Annotated in this window: 18 protein-coding genes and 1 other annotated feature; of the genes, 11 read left to right on the forward strand and 7 right to left on the reverse strand. The window is 41.8% G+C overall.

Annotated features, from left to right (window positions below; all coding sequences use genetic code 11):
- The first annotated feature begins 147 nt into the window (after positions 1–147).
- Positions 148–1,062, forward strand: a complete 915-nt coding sequence (locus tag B5354_RS04810; RefSeq protein WP_079526401.1) for a DMT family transporter — start codon at positions 148–150, stop codon at positions 1,060–1,062.
- A 128-nt stretch (positions 1,063–1,190) separates the two neighbouring features.
- Here the strand turns inward: B5354_RS04810 and B5354_RS04815 are convergent, their stop codons facing one another.
- The 3 genes from B5354_RS04815 to argS all read right to left on the reverse strand — a co-directional run bounded on the left by B5354_RS04815 (position 1,191) and on the right by argS (position 5,548).
- Positions 1,191–1,673 carry a ribonuclease H-like YkuK family protein gene (locus tag B5354_RS04815; RefSeq protein ID WP_079526797.1) on the reverse strand — a complete coding sequence of 161 codons (483 nt, stop codon included), beginning with the start codon at positions 1,671–1,673 and terminating at the stop codon, positions 1,191–1,193.
- A gap of 528 nt (positions 1,674–2,201) precedes the next feature.
- Positions 2,202–3,680, reverse strand: coding sequence for a DHA2 family efflux MFS transporter permease subunit (locus tag B5354_RS04820; protein ID WP_425432092.1), 1,479 nt, complete (start codon positions 3,678–3,680; stop codon positions 2,202–2,204).
- A gap of 185 nt (positions 3,681–3,865) precedes the next feature.
- On the reverse strand, positions 3,866–5,548 hold the full coding sequence (gene argS, locus B5354_RS04825; RefSeq protein ID WP_079526405.1) for an arginine--tRNA ligase: 1,683 nt from the start codon (positions 5,546–5,548) through the stop codon (positions 3,866–3,868).
- A gap of 39 nt (positions 5,549–5,587) precedes the next feature.
- Positions 5,588–5,798 (reverse strand) — a binding site (T-box leader).
- 102 nt (positions 5,799–5,900) lie between these two features.
- On the opposite strand from argS, the gene B5354_RS04830 reads away from it, so the two are divergent.
- The 5 genes from B5354_RS04830 (at position 5,901) to B5354_RS04850 (ending at position 10,652) form a co-directional block, all read left to right on the forward strand.
- Entirely contained in the window at positions 5,901–6,518 is a 618-nt protein-coding gene (locus B5354_RS04830) for a DUF421 domain-containing protein (protein WP_079526407.1), read from the forward strand.
- A gap of 99 nt (positions 6,519–6,617) precedes the next feature.
- A complete protein-coding gene (locus tag B5354_RS04835) occupies positions 6,618–6,950 on the forward strand; it encodes a thioredoxin family protein (protein WP_483866673.1) in 333 nt (110 codons plus the stop codon).
- A 319-nt stretch (positions 6,951–7,269) separates the two neighbouring features.
- Complete coding sequence (gene proC, locus B5354_RS04840; RefSeq protein WP_079526409.1) at positions 7,270–8,112, forward strand: pyrroline-5-carboxylate reductase; 843 nt, start codon at positions 7,270–7,272, stop codon at positions 8,110–8,112.
- Positions 8,113–8,171: 59 nt separating this feature from the next.
- Entirely contained in the window at positions 8,172–9,305 is a 1,134-nt protein-coding gene (proB, locus tag B5354_RS04845; RefSeq protein ID WP_079526411.1) for a glutamate 5-kinase, read from the forward strand.
- Between the two features lie 84 nt (positions 9,306–9,389).
- Positions 9,390–10,652 (forward strand): glutamate-5-semialdehyde dehydrogenase, encoded by a 1,263-nt coding sequence (locus B5354_RS04850; protein ID WP_079526412.1) that lies wholly within the window; start codon positions 9,390–9,392, stop codon positions 10,650–10,652.
- A gap of 241 nt (positions 10,653–10,893) precedes the next feature.
- On the opposite strand, the gene B5354_RS04855 is transcribed toward B5354_RS04850, so the two are convergent.
- Complete coding sequence (locus B5354_RS04855) at positions 10,894–11,271, reverse strand: hypothetical protein (RefSeq protein WP_079526414.1); 378 nt, start codon at positions 11,269–11,271, stop codon at positions 10,894–10,896.
- Positions 11,272–11,443: 172 nt separating this feature from the next.
- Here B5354_RS04855 and B5354_RS04860 point away from each other — a divergent pair, with 172 nt between their 5' ends.
- Positions 11,444–12,559, forward strand: coding sequence for an RNA-guided endonuclease TnpB family protein (locus tag B5354_RS04860; RefSeq protein WP_079526416.1), 1,116 nt, complete (start codon positions 11,444–11,446; stop codon positions 12,557–12,559).
- 239 nt (positions 12,560–12,798) lie between these two features.
- Here B5354_RS04860 and B5354_RS04865 read toward each other — a convergent pair whose 3' ends face one another.
- Positions 12,799–13,365, reverse strand: a complete 567-nt coding sequence (locus tag B5354_RS04865; RefSeq protein ID WP_079526418.1) for a nuclease-related domain-containing protein — start codon at positions 13,363–13,365, stop codon at positions 12,799–12,801.
- A gap of 85 nt (positions 13,366–13,450) precedes the next feature.
- On the opposite strand from B5354_RS04865, the gene B5354_RS04870 reads away from it, so the two are divergent.
- Positions 13,451–14,236 carry a nucleotidyltransferase domain-containing protein gene (locus B5354_RS04870; protein ID WP_079526420.1) on the forward strand — a complete coding sequence of 262 codons (786 nt, stop codon included), beginning with the start codon at positions 13,451–13,453 and terminating at the stop codon, positions 14,234–14,236.
- Positions 14,237–14,389: 153 nt separating this feature from the next.
- Positions 14,390–15,865, forward strand: coding sequence for a catalase (locus B5354_RS04875; RefSeq protein ID WP_079526422.1), 1,476 nt, complete (start codon positions 14,390–14,392; stop codon positions 15,863–15,865).
- A gap of 163 nt (positions 15,866–16,028) precedes the next feature.
- On the opposite strand, the gene B5354_RS04880 is transcribed toward B5354_RS04875, so the two are convergent.
- Entirely contained in the window at positions 16,029–16,184 is a 156-nt protein-coding gene (locus B5354_RS04880) for a DUF1540 domain-containing protein (protein WP_079526424.1), read from the reverse strand.
- Positions 16,185–16,296: 112 nt separating this feature from the next.
- Entirely contained in the window at positions 16,297–16,572 is a 276-nt protein-coding gene (locus tag B5354_RS04885) for an OsmC family protein (RefSeq protein WP_079526426.1), read from the reverse strand.
- A gap of 340 nt (positions 16,573–16,912) precedes the next feature.
- Between B5354_RS04885 and B5354_RS04895 the strand changes: the two genes are divergently transcribed.
- Together B5354_RS04895 and thpD are read left to right on the forward strand one after the other, a co-directional pair.
- Positions 16,913–17,422, forward strand: coding sequence for a GNAT family N-acetyltransferase (locus B5354_RS04895; protein ID WP_079526430.1), 510 nt, complete (start codon positions 16,913–16,915; stop codon positions 17,420–17,422).
- 429 nt (positions 17,423–17,851) lie between these two features.
- Positions 17,852–18,754: an ectoine hydroxylase gene (thpD, locus tag B5354_RS04900; protein WP_079526432.1), complete on the forward strand. Its 903-nt coding sequence runs from the start codon at positions 17,852–17,854 to the stop codon at positions 18,752–18,754.
- Positions 18,755–18,815 lie beyond the last annotated feature (61 nt).

The raw sequence follows: 18,815 nt of genomic DNA on the forward strand, positions 1-18,815 counted from the left end.
AGTTTAGTGAACTTTTGTTGAGCAATTTATTTTAAAGAGTGAGGGGGCAGAGTTATAATTTAGGAGCTTTAAATTTTGTACGGTGAGCACCTTTTTCATAGTCGTGAAAGGGGCGTAATTTTTTTCTGCTGAGAGGGGTGTGGGAAGTTGAAATTATATAGTGCTTTAATTGGACTCAGTTTAATATGGGGTATGTCCTTTGTTTTTATAAAATGGCTGCTTGAACCTGCAGGACCATGGGGAACTGTGTTTCTGAGATGTTCTGCAGCTGTGGTCATCTTGTTTCCCTTTCTTTGGATGAAAAGAAAGAAAATAGTAAAACCAATACCATGGAAGCCGATGCTTGTTGTCGGTGTCTTTAATGCAGGCCTTCCTTGGGGACTGATTGCTTTAAGTGAAACACAGATTAATAGCAGTACAGCAGCTGTATTAAATGCCTTAACGCCAATTTTCACCGGACTAGTTGGGTTTCTTTTTTTCTCGATTGTGTTAAAAAAGCGCCAATGGCTGGGAATTGGATTAGGGTTTGCGGGTATTCTTGTACTAATGGAGTTTAATGTCGGACAGTTGTTTCATGAGAGTTTCGTGGGGATAGGAACTATGGTATTGACCACTATTTCTTATGGGTTTGCCACACAATACACAAAAAAACACTTGCAAGCCACTAGTGTTTTGCTGTTAACCACATGTTCACTAGCTGCTGGCGCTCTCGTAGGCCTCATCGGCACGATATTTACTGGCACTACAGCTAATTTAAAGCCGGCCATATTAGCAGATCCTCTTATTTTGTTCGCCATTATTGGTCTGGGGTGCTTCGGATCCGGGATTGCCCATCTTATCTTTTACTACATTGTTAAAAACAGCAGTGCGGAATTCGCAGCATCGGTCACTTACCTTGTACCTATTACTGCCATGATCTGGGGATACGTGCTGCTTGATGAACCGATTACGAAGAATTTAGCAATCGGACTGCTGATTATTTTCGCCGGAGTTTATTTGGCTACTCGAAAGCCGAAAAAGAAACACGAGACTAGTAATCAGCAAATGGCAGAGGAAGCATGAGGCACACTTTGCTTAAATAGGTCATTGAATCCCCTGCTTGTCTAAAGTCCTTTTATTGTAATCACAAATCTTGTAGGATGGTAACTCTTCTGTTGGTATCATGCTGTTCTAAATCGGACCTTCAATGATTACTTAGTAAATTTGTTTGCATAGCTGCTGGCTACCATGGAGTCCGGTTTTATTTTTGGTTCGAGTCCTAAAGATTGGATCCGTGCCATCATCTCATTGACATATACACGGGTTTTATTTCGCTCCCCGGCACCGATGTCAATATGGCCTTCTACCATAAAACTTGCTCCTTTATAAATGTGTGGGAGCACGATCTGAATAAGGGCATCAATGTACTCTTTCGTAAAGAGGGAGGCAACTTCTTCCGTTAAAGTTGTTTCATAGGAAATTCGTTCGTGCAGTACAGTCATACACCTGGGGACAGTTACTTTGCGAAAGCATGCCCAGGCCCCTTTGCCAATTCGTTGAATGACAATTCCCGTAATAAATAACGTGTGACTCTCATGAATTTGAGAATCTGTTCCGAGCATAAGTTTGTAATTCCCTCTAGGATCGTGCTTCATAAACGAATAAATATGGGAAAACACTTCACTGTACGGCATCTGACTTTCTACAGAATTCTGAAACAGTATGGTTTTCAACCTAACCAGCTCTTTCTATGTGGATTATGAATCACAGGCGTAGAATATCCATTTCTTATAGTCTATTCATTTCCTTTTTCTACATGTAAAAAAAGACAAACTCCTGAGAAGTGAGTTTCTCAGCTTGTAGATAAAAACCAGGTTTTCTACAAGTTTTATTATCTTCCCATCGGCTGAGAATATATCACTCGCTTTCCGCAGGAGTCTCGCGATATTTACTTCTACGGTATTCCGTATAATCGAAAAAGATTCTCCTCCACCTAGTTAAACCTTGCTAGTGTGGAGGAGAATCTTTTTTATGTATCATTATCATTTCTATTTCATCTTGCGGTTCCTTTCTAGATTGAAACTAGATAAATGTGGTGTAGTAGAGTGAAAAAAAGGTGGCTGGCGATAGTTTCCCGCCAGCCAGAAAAACTCCCTAGTATAGAGTTTGTTTTTGTTAAAAATCAATCTTTGCAACCTAGCCAGACATAACCTATGAAAGGATTAAGTTTGCTGATGGGCCACATCGTCTGGCTTCGCCCGTTTAACAAAAAGAGTAAGGATAAACCCGGCTAAAGCCAGCGCAAACGCAATTGAGTATACAAGCTCAACCCCCGCTACCATCGATTGGGACTGTGCAGCCGGGGAATCAGGTGAAACTGCATTTGCTAAAAAGCCTTCACGTCTTGCTGTCATGATACTGATAAAGACAGAAACACCAATTGCTCCGGAGACGGGCTGCAGCGTATTCATAATGGCTGTACCGTGCGGGTAAAGTTGTTTCGGCAGCTGATTCAAACCGTTTGTTTGGGCTGGCATCATCATTGCTGAAACTGACAGCATCAACAGCATGTAGCTGATAATGATCACGTAAATCGGTGTGCTGGTTCCAACCTGGCTGAGCGAGAACATGGTGGCGGTCAAGATTGCTGCAGCCGGAATCATTAATTTTCTAGGTCCGTATTTATCAAAAAGTTTCCCCATCACAGGCGACATCAGTCCGTTCAACAAGCTGCCTGGCAAGAGTACGAGTCCTGCAGCCGCTGCCGTTAACGCAAGCGGGCCTTGCATAAACATCGGCAGGATAATTTCAGATGAGAACATCGCCATGATGATGATGATAAACAAAAGAACAGCTTGCGTGAACATCGGATATTTAAAGACTCGAACATCGAGAAGAGGTTCTTCTATCTTTAATTGCCTGATTGTGAACAGGATTAAAGCTGCCACCGCAACAATAATAAGGGTAAGGACCACGGGATCTAAAAAACCGGCTCCATCTTCTCCGGCAAGACTAAACCCGAGGACAATTCCGCCAAACCCGAGAGTCGAAAGCAGAATGGATAGAATATCAACTTTAGGTTTCGTGACTTCACCGACATTTTTCAAAAACTTATAGGCAAAGGCCATGGAGAAAAGCGCAAATGGTATAACCGTTATAAAGAGAAATCTCCAGCCCAAATGTTCCACAATAATTCCTGAGAGGGTCGGACCGATCGCGGGCGCAAACATAATGACAAGGCCGACCATTCCCATCACACCTCCGCGTCGTTCGGGTGGGAAGATTAACAAGAATGTGTTAAAAATAATCGGAATTAATAACCCTGTACCAACGGCCTGTATGAGGCGGCCCGCTAATAATACAGGGAATGTTGGTGCTAAAGCACAAATGACAGTTCCGATCGTGAAGACGGTCATAGTACCCATAAACATTTGCCTCGTCGTGAACGATTGCAGCATCAATGCAGAAATAGGGATTAGAATTCCCATCACAAGCATGAATCCTGTTACCATCCATTGGACAGTTGTTGCAGAGAGGCCAAATTCAGCCATCAGCGTTGTTAAGGCAATATTAAGCAGTGTCTCATTTAAAATGGCAAAAAACGCACCAATAATAAGCGAGATCATGACAGGTTTTACACTGAAATTTGGATCATCAGCGAGAAATTCGTAATTTGTTTTGTTCGTTCCTTCCATAAATATGCTCCTTTACTTAGCTTCCTAACAAACTACTATTATACGTAAAGTTACGAACGAAAGATATCATTTTGTTTCAATTTTTTTCTGTTCAGCCAACGTGCTTTTCCCAGTGCCTCCGCAGCCGTCAATTCCAATTAATAAAAGCTTCTTATGATTATTTTTTAACCAGTCCATTTTCCACACTCCTGCTACATTTTTTTCGGTGCCTGAATGCCAAGCAGACACAGTCCCTCCTTTAAAACAACCGAAAAGCTGTGAACAAGGGTCAGACGTGCATGCAGCTGTTCTTTCTGCAAAATTTTAGTCCCCGCATAATACTTATTAAACGCTTTAGCTAAATCAAGTAAATAGCGAGCAATCTTGGAAGGATCGTATTCTGAATAAGCTCGTTTAACTAGCTCAGGGAAAAGACGTAATTGCTTCACAACTGTCCATGCTTTCGGGTCATCAAGAGAAACCTCTGCATCTTCCAGTACAAATTCACCTTTTTCAAGAATCGACTGGGCGCGTACGTAAGCATATTGCAAATAGGGAGCCGTATCGCCTTCAAATGTCAACATATCTTGAAGCGAAAACTCCACATCATTACGACGATCATGCTTCAAATCGTGAAAAATCACCGCACCAACTCCAACCTGTTTCGCTACTTCATTCTTATGAGCCAGGCTTGGATTTTTCACCTCAATATTTGCTTTCGCCTGGTCAATTGCCTCTCCCAGGACTTCTGCCAGTAAAATCGTTTTGCCCTTTCTTGTCGACATTTTGGAACCATTCTGAAGCATCATCCCAAACGGAATATGTTTGACATCCTGAGCCCAGGGCAGGTTCAACTTCGTAAGCACATGTTTGATTTGTTGAAAATGCAGCGTTTGCTCATGACCGACTACATAGAGAGCTTCGTTAAATCGATAGCTGTTGTAGCGGTCCATGGCTGCTGTCAAGTCGCGTGTCGCATAAATGGTTGTGCCATTGCTTTTCTTAATCAAACAGGGAGGAAGACCTTCATCATCCAAGCGCACGACTTTTGCTCCGTCGGAATCTGTTAATAAGCCCTTTTCTTTCAATAGTTGCACCGTACTGTCCATTTTGTCATTGTAGTAGGCCTCTCCACGTGTAAGATCAAAGGTTACACCAAGCAAGTCATAAATTTTATTAAACTCTTCAAGGGAAGCCTCTTTAAACCATTTCCAGAGTTTTACGGCTTCAGCATCGTTTTGCTCAAGTTTCTTAAACCAATGACGTCCTTCTTCAACAAGGGAAGGGTCATGCGCTGACTCCTCATGAAATTTCACATATATTTTCGTAAGTTCAGGGATCGGATTAGTGCGGATTTGCTCCTCATCTCCCCAATGCTGATAAGCCGCAAGCAGTTTGCCAAACTGTGTACCATAGTCGCCAATATAATTAATCTTTATCGTGTCATACCCGCATTTTTCTGCGAGATTCGCTAATGCATTGCCAATAACGGTCGAACGAAGGTGACCCATGGAAAAGGGTTTGGCAATATTCGGCGCAGACATATCCAGTACAACATTCTGATTTGCTCCAACCTGATGGGAGCCATAGTCCGTGCTTTCAGTGAGAATTTGCTTTAGTGTCTGTTCAGTAAGGACACGCTGGTTTAAAAAGATGTTGATATATCCGCCATTTGGTTGAACGCTCACAAATAGGTCATGCTGCAATCGCGGCGCAAGTTGGGCAGCTATTTTTGCTGGCGATTGACGAAATGATTGGGCGAGTTGAAAACATGGGAAGGCTATGTCACCGAGTTTTTCCTGCTTAGGGATTTCAATCAGCGAGTAGACCCAATCACGGCTGAATTCTTCTCCGAGCAGATGGGATAATTGCAGGGCAAGGGTGTGTTTTTCCATTATAAATTCCTCCTTAATATAAAAAAAACCTCGTCTCCCTGAAGAGACGAGGTTGGCTCGCGGTACCACTCTTATAGCTGAAAACAGCCACTTGAAATTGATAACGGGGGTTATCCCCGACAGCTCCTACTTGAGTTCAAAGCAGCTTCTTAAAAGTCCGGTTCACTCGTTGGCAGTCCGTCAAGCTTACACCATCCCTGACTCGCTTAAATGACGACACAAGAGTTACTCTCTTTATCCTGGAATTTGAGATATTGAGAAGATTATAACGGAGTCTAAATGGGATTGCAATGCCTTTTTCGAGAATAGTTCATGTTTAATAAGGGACAATAACAGGACGAGGAGGGTGAATATGGAGTGGGATTGGATATGGAAAGCAATACTTATTATAGTAGTAGGAACGTTAATTCTACGAGTAGCCGGGAGAAAGTCAATTTCACAAATGACACTGGCTCAAACGGTTATTATGATTGGGATCGGTTCCTTATTAATTCAACCTGTTGCTGGTAAAAATATTTGGGTAACGTTCGGCGTTGGAGCCGTGCTCGTGTTAACACTTATTGTAATCGAATATAGTGAAGTGAAGATGAACTGGTTTGAAAAGTTTATCACCGGTCAATCTGTATCTATTATTAGTAATGGTCAGCTTCAGGAGAAAAATTTAAAGAAGCTTCGATTTACGGTTGATCAGCTTGAGATGAAGCTTCGACAGCAGAATGTGTCATCCATAACCGATTTGAAATCGGCAACACTTGAACCGAATGGCCAAGTCGGATATGAACTGAAGGATGATAAAAAACCTGCCACGAAACAGGATATTGATGATTTGAAAAAAGAGCTCCTTACTCTGAAAGAATCATTAGGTTCAAATGCAGGACTGCAGGCGTCCTCTTCTGCGAGTGGAAACGATATTTTTAAAGAGGTTGAAGATAAAGGGCGCGGTCAGAATCCTCCACAACAACTGCAGTGACTAATTTATAGACTTTCTATTTATATAAGAATACTTGCCTCATAATTGCCGAACAGTCCGATATTTCATTATAATTGCCGTAACATTATAGTAAATGAGGTGATTGTTCTGAAGCGAGTCTATTCTAGAAAAGAGATAGAAACCGTGATAGAGCAAGAACAGCTTTCTTTGATTTATGTTTCACATCAAGGATGCTCTGTCTGTCATAGCTTGCTACCTCAAATTGAAAGAGTCCTGGAAGACTACCCGCTTATCACATCTATACATGTGGATTCGGATGAAGTAAAAGAGGTAGCAGGGTTACTTACAGTATTTACGGTGCCGGCAGTCCTGGTTTTTTCAAAAGGGAGGGAGCTTTTTCGGAAAGCTCATTTTGTACCGATTGAAGAACTTCGCCAACAATTAGCTAAATATAGTCAGGCCTTGAATTAATCAATACCCTACTCTTAAAGCAGTGGGGTATTTTTTCGGGTAAGATTAATTGTTAGAATATTATGCGAATTACTGCCACTGAGGGATTATCCTTTTTTTGTAAAAAACTAAATCTCCATATATTCGCTTGTAACTCCATTAATTGCGATGAGAAAGGATGAATCGCAAATATCTCTCCATGAAACCGCTTACGCTCACTAATTGGAGTTTATAGGCATGACTTGTTTTATAACCCTTGATATACATTTCCCAAGTGTTATGATGAAAAACGTCATATTAAAGAGCGAACAAAAAATGCGAACGGGAGAGATTAACTCATATGATCAAACAAAAGATTGCTTTTCTAGGTGCAGGATCAATGGCAGAAGCTATGATTTCTGGAATGGTTGAATCCGGGAATATTCCTGCTGAACAAATTATTGTTACGAATAGAAGTAATCGAGATCGTCTAAATGAGATTGAAGATAAATACGGTGTACGGACAGTTTTAAAAGATGAATTAAATTTTTCAGAAGTAGATCAATTTATTTTAGCTATGAAGCCAAAAGATATTGATGCTGTTCTTGAAGATTTAAGACATAAGATCACACCAAATCAAGTGTTGGTATCTGTACTTGCAGGTATTTCCACTTCTTATATGGAAGAACGCCTGAATGAAGAACAGCAAGTGATTCGTGTGATGCCGAACACATCAAGCATGCTCAGAGAGTCAGCGACTGCTGTGTGTCCGGGGAATTTCGCTGGAATGGATAATGTGCTGGTAGCGAAAGAATTACTGCAGTCTATCGGAGAAGTGTTTGTCATAGAAGAAGATAAAATGGATGTATTTACAGGGATTGCAGGAAGCGGACCTGCTTACTTCTACTATTTGATGGAACACATTGAAGAAACAGGAAGTGCTGAAGGCTTAGATCGGGAAACGTTAAGAGAGATTGGGGCTCAGACTTTGCTTGGAGCAGCGAAAATGATGCTTGAGCAGGATATTACGCCATCCGAACTGCGAGAAAATGTTACGTCACCAAACGGAACAACTGCAGCAGGACTTGATGCATTAAACCGAGCAGGCGGAGGAAACGCAATTTCCGCAGCGATAAAAGGTGCAGCAAGCCGTTCGAAGGAAATGAGTAAAGAATTAGAAGGCATGCTTGTCGGGCAAAAATAACTGAAATCCTGAACGATTTTGATATAGATGAACCACAACGTAGAAATAGGAGTGATAAGTTGGTTAACGATGCAAATAAGAAACGTGTAGTAATTAAAATTGGAAGCAGTTCATTAACGAGTCTTCACGGGGAGATCAGCCGCCGCAAACTCGAAAAACTTGTCGATGAAGTTGTACAGCTTAAAGACGATGGGCATGAAGTACTTCTAGTATCGTCAGGAGCAGTGGCAGCGGGGTACCGTAAGCTTGGCTGCTTATCACGTCCTAGTTCATTGCCTGAAAAGCAGGCTGCCGCTTCTATTGGTCAAGGACTGTTGATGGAATCCTATTCTGACCTATTTTTATCACATGGATATATGGGTTCTCAAATTCTGATTACTCGCAGCGACTTCTCAGATGAGAACCGTTATAATAACGCGCGCAATACGATTAATGTGTTGTTGGAACGGGGAATTATTCCGATTGTAAACGAAAATGACACCATTACGATTGACCGCTTGAAATTCGGTGACAACGATACACTTTCTGCTAAAGTAGCGGGTCTTGTGGATGCAGATGACCTGATCATCTTATCCGATATTGATGGGCTTTACGACGCAGATCCTAGAAAAGATGCGAATGCCAAATTGCTTGATCGCGTGTACGAAATCACACCAGAAATCGAAGAAGCAGCCGGCGATCCTGGCAGCGACGTGGGTACTGGTGGCATGAAATCTAAAATTGATGCCTTTAAAATTGCGATGGCTTCAGGTATCTCCTCCTATTTAGGAAAAGCCAGTACGAATAACATCGTATATGATGCTGTTTATCGAAACGCAGTCGGAACTTATTTTGAGCCAACTCCAGATCAGGAAAATTTAAATCAGAAGAAACAATGGATTGCGTTTAACTCTGGTCCTGAAGGGGAAGTAACGATCGATCATCGTGCGAGAGAAACGATTGTAGATATGAAGAAAAGCTTACTGCCAATGAATGTTCATCATGTGAATGGCCGCTTCAAAAAAGGAGCTGTTGTCCGTATTCATGACCTAGAAGGTGAAGAAATAGGTCTTGGCGTCGTGAACTATTCTTCAGAACAATTAGAGGAAATGATCGGATTAACAGATCCAGAACTTGAATCTTATGAGCTGGCAGCCATTGAAAGTAAAGATTTAGTTTGCCACTTGGAAGTTTCATTACCGGTAGGTGTATAAGAAAGACTGATCATGCTCGTTGAACCATTCACTAGCACCATTTCCCTGCTTTGAACAGGGAACAATAACTCAAGGAGGTCTTGGATGACACTAATAAAAAGTAATGTGAACGTTGAGGAACAAGCAATGGAGGCCAAAAAAGCTTCTAAAAAGTTATTGGTACTTTCCGCGGAAGAGAAAAATGCAGCACTCCTCCACCTGGCAAATGTTTTGGAAAGAGAATACGAAACGATCTTGACTGCCAATGAAAAGGATCTTGCGAACGGCCGTGAGAAAGGATTTTCAGATGCTTTTATGGATCGTCTGTCTTTATCACAAGAACGGGTCAAGGATTTTGCTGAAGGATTGCGTGAAGTAGCTAAGCTTGATGATCCAACGGGTAACATTCTTTTGGATTGGAAACTCGAAAATGGTCTCCAAGTTGAAAAAGTGACGGTACCTCTTGGTGTTATCGGCATGATCTATGAAGCACGCCCAAATGTAACGGTTGATGCAACTGGTCTTGCACTTAAGTCCGGCAATGCTATTATTCTTAAAGGCGGATCTTCGGCCATCAATTCTAACCAGGCGATTGTAGATGTTATTCATAAGGGACTTTCTGAGACGAAGATTCCTAAAGAAGCTGTGCAATTTATTGCCAGTACAGACCGTGCCGCAACTAATCAGCTCTTTACGATGAAGGAACACGTCGATGTATTAATCCCACGTGGCGGTGGTAAACTGATTCAAGCCGTTGTTGAGAATGCCACTGTGCCAGTTCTTGAAACCGGAGTCGGCAATTGCCATATTTATATCGATAAGGAAGCTAATGTTGAAAAAGCGATCAACATTTTAGTGAATGCCAAAACGGATCGCCCTGCAGTATGTAATGCAGCCGAAACGGTTATCGTTCATAAAGACTGGCTTGCACAAAATAGCGAAGCTCTTGTGGATGCCTTCCAACAGAACGGTATCTCCGTTCATGGGGATGAGCACGTGATGAGCGTTATTCCAGGAGCTGTACTTGCAGGAGAAGAAGATTGGGCTAACGAATATCTCAGTACAGATATTGCTGTGAAATCAGTTAATGATCTTACTGAGGCAATCGCCCATATCGAGACATATGGCACGAAGCATTCAGAGGCAATTGTAACCGAAGATAGCAAAGCTGCTCAAACCTTTTTAAGCCTTGTTGATGCCGCAGCCTTATACCACAATGCATCAACGCGTTTCACTGATGGCGGTGCTTTGGGCTTTGGAGCAGAAATCGGTATTTCAACTCAAAAATTGCATGCTCGTGGTCCAATGGGATTACCGGCACTAACAACCGTTAAATTCCTAATGAAGGGCGACGGCCAAATTCGATAAATGATTTTAATGGAGGGGAAACGAATGTTTCCCTTCCTTTTTTATGTTTTTTCGAGGAGTGAGGAGTGATTGTCCTCTAACGATGTAGGATTGTTCTCTAGCTGGAGCTATTGTCCTCTAACGATGTAGGATTGTTCTCTAGCTGGAGCTATTGTCCTCTAACGATGTAGGATTGTTCTCTAGCTGGAGTGATTGTCTTCTAACACTGCAGGATTGTTCCCGTTCTCAGCAAGATTGTTTCCTAAAGAAAATCGAGCATATATTTTCGATCTTTTGTTTGGCCAGAATGTTGGAGACAGACTTCTGATAGCAATTTCCAGGCAACTTTCCTCGAGTTCATCCCCGTAAATTTCCGAAATTCGTGATTAGAAATCTCATTACTGATTAGAAGCTGATAATCTCTAAGCGCTGCCAGATGAGCATCTCCAGATTTAAAGCCACATCTCAAGCAACTCCAGTGATCACGTTTCCGGACCATTGGATATTGAAGACATTTCGCGCATTGTACACCCATGACCAGGTCATCGACAGAAAGATCAAATCTTTCTAAAATGGCTCTGCCTCGATAGGGTGTATTTCCTTTTTGCAGGCAATTTCTCAGATCCTTAACTTGTTCCATTTTCAAAATGCTCTTCTCAAAATTAGCGTGGAGCTTATTTACTGAATATCGGCAGAACGCCCCTTATTTCAATGAGGGGATGAATGCCGAGGGTCTGTCTTTTAAAAAATAGAAAATTAAGTCTACTTATTCGAACGTATGTTTGGTATGATGGGTGTGGGGAGGTGAAAACATGGCCACGAAAACGATTCTCGTAAAGCTAAAGCATGTAACGAAGAAAAAACATAAACAGTTCATGGATGAACAGGCTGTCTATGCCTCATGCGTGAATCATTGTGTGGAACGCCTCCTAAACGGCGAAAAGCTTTCGTCTGAAAATATATCCTTTCCCTTAAAATCAGCCATTAGGAACGAAGGCATCCGTCGAGCGAGGAAAGCTGTTTCCGATTTTAAGAAAGGCTTAGCGAAAACAATTCCTGTATTCCGAAATTCCCTTACCATCAAGATTAATAACCAAAATTGGAACACTGTCGATCAAAACGGAAGGTGGTATATCGCCTTCACAAGCAACCAAGGTAAAAAAGCCCTTCCTGTGGTTGAAACAAAAGATGTCCAAAGCTATTTTCCATTCTTAACAACCAAAACCAGAGAGTTCCGAGGAACAATAGAATTACTTCGTAAAGGAAGACGATGGTATGTCGCCATTCCCATCCAAGTAAGTTCTGACTTGGACCTAGAAAACAGCCATCCATCCGTTACGAAGCCATTAATGGATTACACATCTATTGGTGTTGATCTAGGGTTGAGACACCTTGTGGTTCTGTCTGAACCGACAAGTGGCAAACGCCAATTCTTTTCGGGAAAAGAAGTCGGCTATAAACGACGTCACTTTCGTTCCCTACGTCGTTCGTTAGGAAAGAAAAAGGCACAGCGTGCTATGGAACGCGTAGGTCAAAAAGAAAGCCGTTGGATGAAAGACTATAACCGAAAACTAGCCAAGGATATTGTGACGTTTGCGCAGCAATTCGAGAAACCCATGATTAAACTCGAACAACTGGACAATATCCGAAAAACTTGTCGCAGCATGAATCGGGCAGATAAAACGATTCATTCATGGGCGTTTTATCAGTTGAAGCAATGCATCAAAGAACGAGCTGCTACGTTCAACATTCCTGTGGTGGATATCGATCCGCATCAAACAAGCCAAACCTGCTTCGCATGTAAGCATGCGGAGCGATCCAATCGAAAGCGTGATTTTTTCACATGTAAGAAATGCGGTCATAAAGCTCATGCCGATCTCAATGCCAGTCGAAACATCGCAACAAGCACGAACTTGGCGGCGTCCTAAAGAATAGTCGAGAGATGGGTCTTTAGGGTAGTCCAAGTGCCCACTAGGTATAATCCTAGTTCCAACATGCAAGCCTGTTTTTCTTCGCATGGGGAGTCCCGAGTGGCACGGGATATAGCGGTCATGTTGGAAGGCGGTTCAGAAATGGAACAACATGGAGGCTGTCGCGAGATTCCCTCCCCGCCTTAGTGAGCCGTTACCGCCTCTCTAAGAGAGGTCTTCACAGGAAGCTCGGTCCTTCAGGGACGAGAGGATGTCACTGAATGGTAAATATTCTTGGCGCGAACGATTCTATTGTTAAATTGTTGGCGGTCACGACCGTGAGTTTTGATAACAGTATTCGGACTTGCCACCACAATGAAAGAACAAATAGGAATTTCAGGGAAGTTAAACTGAGCCAGCCAGCGCTGAAGCTGAATCGCCTGATGTTCGACTTGTAAAAAAGGATCAGGGAAGGTATCTTTTTGGTCGTTATACTTGCGAAAAAGCTGCTGGTGTTCGAGGTCAAAAATAAGCTTTCCTTTGTAGTTTTTCACTTCCAGAATCAAGATGAATTCCGGGCAAAGGACCATTGCGTCGATTTGGAAAAAGTGGATCCCATCGAAGAGTCGGAGGTCTTGAATGGTGAGATAATGTTTTTGAGGCAAATATTGAAGGTAATGGTCGGCGATGGACTCTCCATAGTGGCCGGCCTTCTGTCTGACATACTGTTCTTGGACATGGCTTCGTTTAGAATGATCTAGGTGCAGGCGGTTGAGTAAGGTTTCCAATTGAGTGTGACTCATCGTTTTGGTTCGATTTTTCAAAAGTATATCACTCCTTGATAGATTGTAAGAAAAATCCTTTAGTGGTACGATAATGTAATCTGAATTTTTAAAAGGGGGTTATCTAATGAGACAAGATGAAGCGGTTAAGCTCGTGACAAAGAGTTTAGAGAAGGATGAACGAGTCAGAGCAGTTTTCTTAAAAGGATCGATGGGGCGGGGGGAGAGTGATGAGCATTCTGATGTAGATTTGTATTGTTTGGTAGATGAACGAGATGAGGAAGCATTTTTGCAGGACAGAGTGCAGCACTTAGAGAAGTACCGGGAAATTCTCATTCACGATGATATCTTCATTATAGCTCCGCAAATCATTGCCGTATATGATAACCTGCTGCATATGGATTTATTTACGGTGACAGAGAAAACACTTTCACATAAAGATTATTTCAAAGTGTTGTATGATCCAGAAGGAGTGATGGAGAAATTCCGTCCAACTCAGCACTTGCGTTTATCGGAAGGGGAATTTGTAGATGCGGTGGATGATGCTGCGTTTTTCCTGCTTCAATATAAAAAATCAGCTGACCGGGGAAACGATCTGTGGTGTGTGAAGGTGCTCAATGATGTCATGGTTAATGCAGCGAGGATTCTGCTTCATCATTACTGTCCTGATCGTGCTCAACTCGGTTTGAAAACGATTGAACGTTCACTATCAGAAGAATGGGTAACGAAGCTTCAGGATGTGTACCAGCATATTACGGTAAGCGGTCATATCTCGGCTGCCACTCAGGCTGCCAAGATACTGGCTCATGAGTTTAAGTGGATATCTGATGAGTTGGCAGCAACTAAAAATAAAGATGTTATCGCTTTTTTGGAACGAATGATAGAAAAGACCCTTAGCTCTGATAGAACCTGACTGAATTCTGCAATTTTTTTATAAATTTTTAGATAATAATCATTAAAAACAAGTTTGTACCTTTTATCTCAAGGGTAGATAGGTAGAGTGAAGGCGAGGAAGTGAGAACTTTCTTGAGTTCACACCACTACTTATTTGGAAAGAGAGGGTATTATGTCTGACAAAAATGATCGTAAACGCATGACGACGAATCAAGGTGTACCGATTTCTGACAACCAAAATTCCAAAACAGCAGGTAGAAATGGTCCTATATTAATGGAAGATTATCAAATGATCGAGAAGATCGCTCATTTTGATCGTGAGCGTATTCCTGAACGGGTCGTGCATGCTCGAGGTGCAGGCGCGCACGGTGTTTTTACTACTAAGAACAGCATGAAAAAATATACAACAGCCGATTTCTTGCAGGAAGAAGGGAAAGAAACACCTGTGTTCACTCGTTTTTCAACTGTTATACACGGAAAACATTCTCCAGAAACAGCACGAGATCCCCGCGGTTTCTCGGTTAAATTTTATACAGATGAAGGGAATTATGACTTTGTAGGCAACACATTGCCAATCTTTTTCATTCGTGATGCTATAAAGTTCCCTGATGTCATTCATTCCCTAAAACCGAATCCTGTGACAAATGTTCAAGATCCGGCTCGTTACTGGGACTTCATGTCTCTGTCCCCGGAATCAACGAACATGATGATTCACTTGTTTACAGATGAAGGAATTCCGGCAACCTATCGCAATATGCGTGGTTCCAGTGTCCACTCGTTTAAATGGTACAATGAACACGGTGAAACATTCTATATTAAACTTCGCTGGGTTACAAAGCAGGGTATTAAAAACTTAACTCCCGATGCGGCTCAGGAAGTTCAAGGGAAAGACTTCAACCATGCAACTGTAGACTTATATAATGCAATTGAGTCTGGGGATTATCCTGAGTGGGATCTGTATGTGCAAGTGCTACGTCCTGATGAATTGGATGACTTCGACTTTAATCCTTTAGATGCTACAAAAGATTGGTTAGAAGAGGACGTGCCGTGGGAGTTTGTCGGGACGATGACATTAAACAAAAATGTAGATAACTTCTTTGAAGAAACGGAACAAGTTGGCTTTAATCCAGGCGTGTTGGTACCCGGAATGATGCCATCTGAGGATCAATTGCTCCAGGGGCGTTTATTCTCATATTCAGATACACAGCGCCATCGTGTCGGGCCAAATTATTTACAGCTGCCTATCAATCGACCGAAAAAGGGTGTAAGTAACAATCAGCAAGAAGGGTTCATGGCTCAAAACACCGGTATTAGCCATACCAATTATGAACCGAACAGCCGGGAAGGTGAGCCGCAACCAGTTGACGGTTATGAAGAACCTGCTCAGCCGTTAAGTGGAGAAATTGAACGTTCCATCATTGATAAACCAAATTATTATGGTCAAGCTGGTCGAATTTATCGAAGTTATGATCAGGATAAGAAAGATGCATTAATCCGGAACTTACTTGGTGACTTTGACCAAATTAAAGATCGTAATATTGTTGGGCGGGCGATTGCTAACTTTTACCATGCTGACGAGTCCCTTGGCAAAACTTTAGCAGAAAAATCTAAGATCGATCTAGATGAGTATGTAGGTCGTACCGTTTAGAATAAAGTATGCGCCGCTTCTCTATAAAGGGGAGGCGGTTTTTTAATGGACATCTAGATTAATTAAGAATACGGTGGTACTCTTTGGAGAAGTACTGCATAATGGACAAGCGGCATCAGTATGAAACTGATGTCGCCTGTTCTGAAAATTAACGTTCAAATAGTTAAGAGGTTGGCTTAAATGTTTTACAATCTGTTTCTTCACTATGATGAGCATGTTTACCTTTGTGACTGACTACATAAATAGAATCTGCGTTACACTTGTTACCTGAAGCCCAATATTTACAGTTATTCACTTCACAAAGAACATCCTGTGCCATGTATCACACCTCCTTGTTTTGTATGATGAGCAAAACGGGAGGTATTGATACAGCTGATAGGGATATGGTGTATTTAACCATATCCCTGTGTTACCAGGCTTATTATTTTATTTTAAGCTTCAAGTTCTTCGAGCTCCCAATCGTAATCAATTTGGACACTGCCCTTTAATGTTTGCGCCACTGGACAGTTGCGTTCAAACACATTTAGGGCGCGTTCGGCTTCAGTCCGTTTGCCTGTTGGGATCTCTACGTAAAAATGAATTTGAATGTGTGTAATTTTCATGACACCTTCAGGAGCCTCAATGGTGCCTTCAGCATCTGCTTTCAGTTTATCAGGATACGTTGGTATGCTGCGCGCCTCCAGCGCGCCAGAAAGTGTCCCGATCATTCAGCCAGCAGCCGCTGCAACAATATGGTCAAGAGTTGATGGATGTTCAGTTTCTGGTTCCTTTTTGTAAAAATCCTTCACTCCACCATGAATTCCATAATGAAAAGGTTCTTCAAAGTTGCCGATATAAGCACGGCGATTCGGCGGTTGATCTTGATAAATCCGAATTTTTGAAATCTCAATGGGTCTGTCATTTTTTGATCTCCTCTCTTCCTTTTCTCACCTCGTTCCCTTCTTATATACTTGCGAAACTTTGATATCATTATCTTGTTTGTCCTAATATAAATGATCGTGATTGCGATTACTTCGTGAAAAACTTTTGGAAAGTGAGGTAGTTTACATGTTAAAAAGTGAACGACTGATCTTCAGACCCTATACGATGGAAGACCTTGACTTCTACGCTTCTTTATGGGGTGACCCTAAGGTAGTCCACTATATCGGAAGGGGTAAAACAAAAACCTATCAGGAAGCCAAAAGCAGTATGGAAAATTGGCTTTTCCCACAGTACAAGGAGGGAACAGGATTGTACGCAATGGCTCTTAAGTCTAACCATCAATTAATCGGCCATGCAGGTTTAGTAAATCAAGAGATAGACGGGAAAAATCAATTGGAAATCGGCTATTGGCTGCACCCAAGCTATTGGGGCAATGGCTTTGCTAAGGAGGCTTCGATCTTGTTTAAAAACTATGGATTGTACGAGCTTCACTCTGACAAGTTAATTTCTTTGATTAATCCCGATCACCCCGCATCCATTTTTGTTGCACGTAAAACAGGTCTTTCTTATGAAAGAACTGTTAATTTTAATGAGAAAGACACATTGGTGTACTCCATTGTACAACGTCAGGGTTAAATATCGCTCTTAGGACATATTTTTGAATGCTGGATATGGATCTAGTTTATCTTGTTCTAGATGATGAAGGGAGCGAGGGGAAAATCTTCTGCCATGGGTAGCGGTTTTTATCTGAATAAGCGCTAAAGAAAGCTGTTTTATTGTAGCGAGAAAGCGCGGTCTAACTAGTAAGCAATAAAGCAGCGTGAGATCAATTGAGCATTCCCCAGTGATTTTCTATTACATTTAGCACTTTTTTGCTGCTTTTTTTTGAGTCTTTTTAAGTTATTCTACTTTTATCACAGGATTCGTGAATAATGGTGTTTATCAATTTTTAGAGTGGGTATGAATCCCGTACGTGGGAAAGTTCCTTGAGGGGAAGTCAGTAATAGCAGCAACTAGGAACACGGCTTCGAAGAATAAATTTTTTTGATAAGGAAGTGTTTTTTGATGAAAGATTTATACCCTTCTAGACAAAATCATAAGCCGGAGATTTTTAAGCGGAAAGACCCTGTGATTTATACGGATCGATCAAAAGACGGTCAGGCACCTATTACCAGAGAACAACTTAATTTCTATGAGGAAAATGGTTTTTTACAGATCGAAAATTTCTTCACTGAGCAAGAGGTTTCTCAAATGCAAAAGGGCATTTTTGAACTGCAGGATTCCAGTAAAGACGTTACTTCCAACAAGGTAGTTCGGGAGCCGCAAAGTGACGAAATCAGGTCGATCTTCCATGTGCATCAGGATGACGACTATTTTAAAAAAGTGGCCAATGATCAGCGTTTACTTGATATCGTCAACCATCTCCTTGGAAGTGATGTCTATATCCATCAGTCCCGTATTAATTACAAACCTGGTTTTACCGGAAAAGAATTTGACTGGCATTCTGATTTTGAAACATGGCATGTGGAAGATGGTATGCCGAGGATGAGAGCGGTTAGTTTGTCTATCGCCTTATCTGATAATTACACGTTTAACGGGCCATTGATGCTTATACCAGGGTCCCATAACTACTATGTCAGCTGTGTAGGGGAAACGCCTGATGATAACTATAAAGAGTCACTGCAGAAGCAGAAGCTTGGAGTCCCGGATCATGAGAATTTAAGCTGGTTAGCTGATCATGGCGGCGGCATTTCCGTGCCGACCGGAAAAGCTGGTTCAATTACTTTATTCGAAAGCAATACCATGCATGGGTCAAACGGTAATATTACACCGTACAGCCGTAATAATCTGTTCATGGTTTTTAATAGTGTGGAAAATCAGCTAGTGGAGCCTTATTCAGGAGGAAAAAAACGTCCTGAATTTATCGCTGTACGAGAGGGTGCTCCAACATTAACGGAGAGTAAGTAATTTACTAGAGAGGAACTTTCCCAAAAAGAGTTACTGGCTATATAACAAGCTGTTTCAAATT

It is taken from the genome of Halobacillus hunanensis, from assembly GCF_900166655.1.
In the GTDB taxonomy this organism is placed as follows: Bacteria; Bacillota; Bacilli; order Bacillales; family Halobacillaceae; genus Halobacillus_A; species Halobacillus_A hunanensis.

What these genes read in the sequence shown, in the direction of transcription:
- B5354_RS04815 (WP_079526797.1), bottom strand. Translation starts at nt 1,673, where the DNA reads ATGCCGTACAGTGAAGTGTTTTCCCATATTTATTCGTTTATGAAGCAC.
- argS (WP_079526405.1), bottom strand. Translation starts at nt 5,548, where the DNA reads ATGGAAAAACACACCCTTGCCCTGCAATTATCCCATCTGCTCGGAGAA.
- B5354_RS04830 (WP_079526407.1), top strand. Translation starts at nt 5,901, where the DNA reads ATGGAGTGGGATTGGATATGGAAAGCAATACTTATTATAGTAGTAGGA.
- proC (WP_079526409.1), top strand. Translation starts at nt 7,270, where the DNA reads ATGATCAAACAAAAGATTGCTTTTCTAGGTGCAGGATCAATGGCAGAA.
- B5354_RS04850 (WP_079526412.1), top strand. Translation starts at nt 9,390, where the DNA reads ATGACACTAATAAAAAGTAATGTGAACGTTGAGGAACAAGCAATGGAG.
- B5354_RS04855 (WP_079526414.1), bottom strand. Translation starts at nt 11,271, where the DNA reads ATGGAACAAGTTAAGGATCTGAGAAATTGCCTGCAAAAAGGAAATACA.
- B5354_RS04860 (WP_079526416.1), top strand. Translation starts at nt 11,444, where the DNA reads ATGGCCACGAAAACGATTCTCGTAAAGCTAAAGCATGTAACGAAGAAA.
- B5354_RS04870 (WP_079526420.1), top strand. Translation starts at nt 13,451, where the DNA reads ATGAGACAAGATGAAGCGGTTAAGCTCGTGACAAAGAGTTTAGAGAAG.
- B5354_RS04875 (WP_079526422.1), top strand. Translation starts at nt 14,390, where the DNA reads ATGTCTGACAAAAATGATCGTAAACGCATGACGACGAATCAAGGTGTA.
- B5354_RS04880 (WP_079526424.1), bottom strand. Translation starts at nt 16,184, where the DNA reads ATGGCACAGGATGTTCTTTGTGAAGTGAATAACTGTAAATATTGGGCT.
- B5354_RS04885 (WP_079526426.1), bottom strand. Translation starts at nt 16,572, where the DNA reads ATGATCGGGACACTTTCTGGCGCGCTGGAGGCGCGCAGCATACCAACG.
- B5354_RS04895 (WP_079526430.1), top strand. Translation starts at nt 16,913, where the DNA reads ATGTTAAAAAGTGAACGACTGATCTTCAGACCCTATACGATGGAAGAC.
- thpD (WP_079526432.1), top strand. Translation starts at nt 17,852, where the DNA reads ATGAAAGATTTATACCCTTCTAGACAAAATCATAAGCCGGAGATTTTT.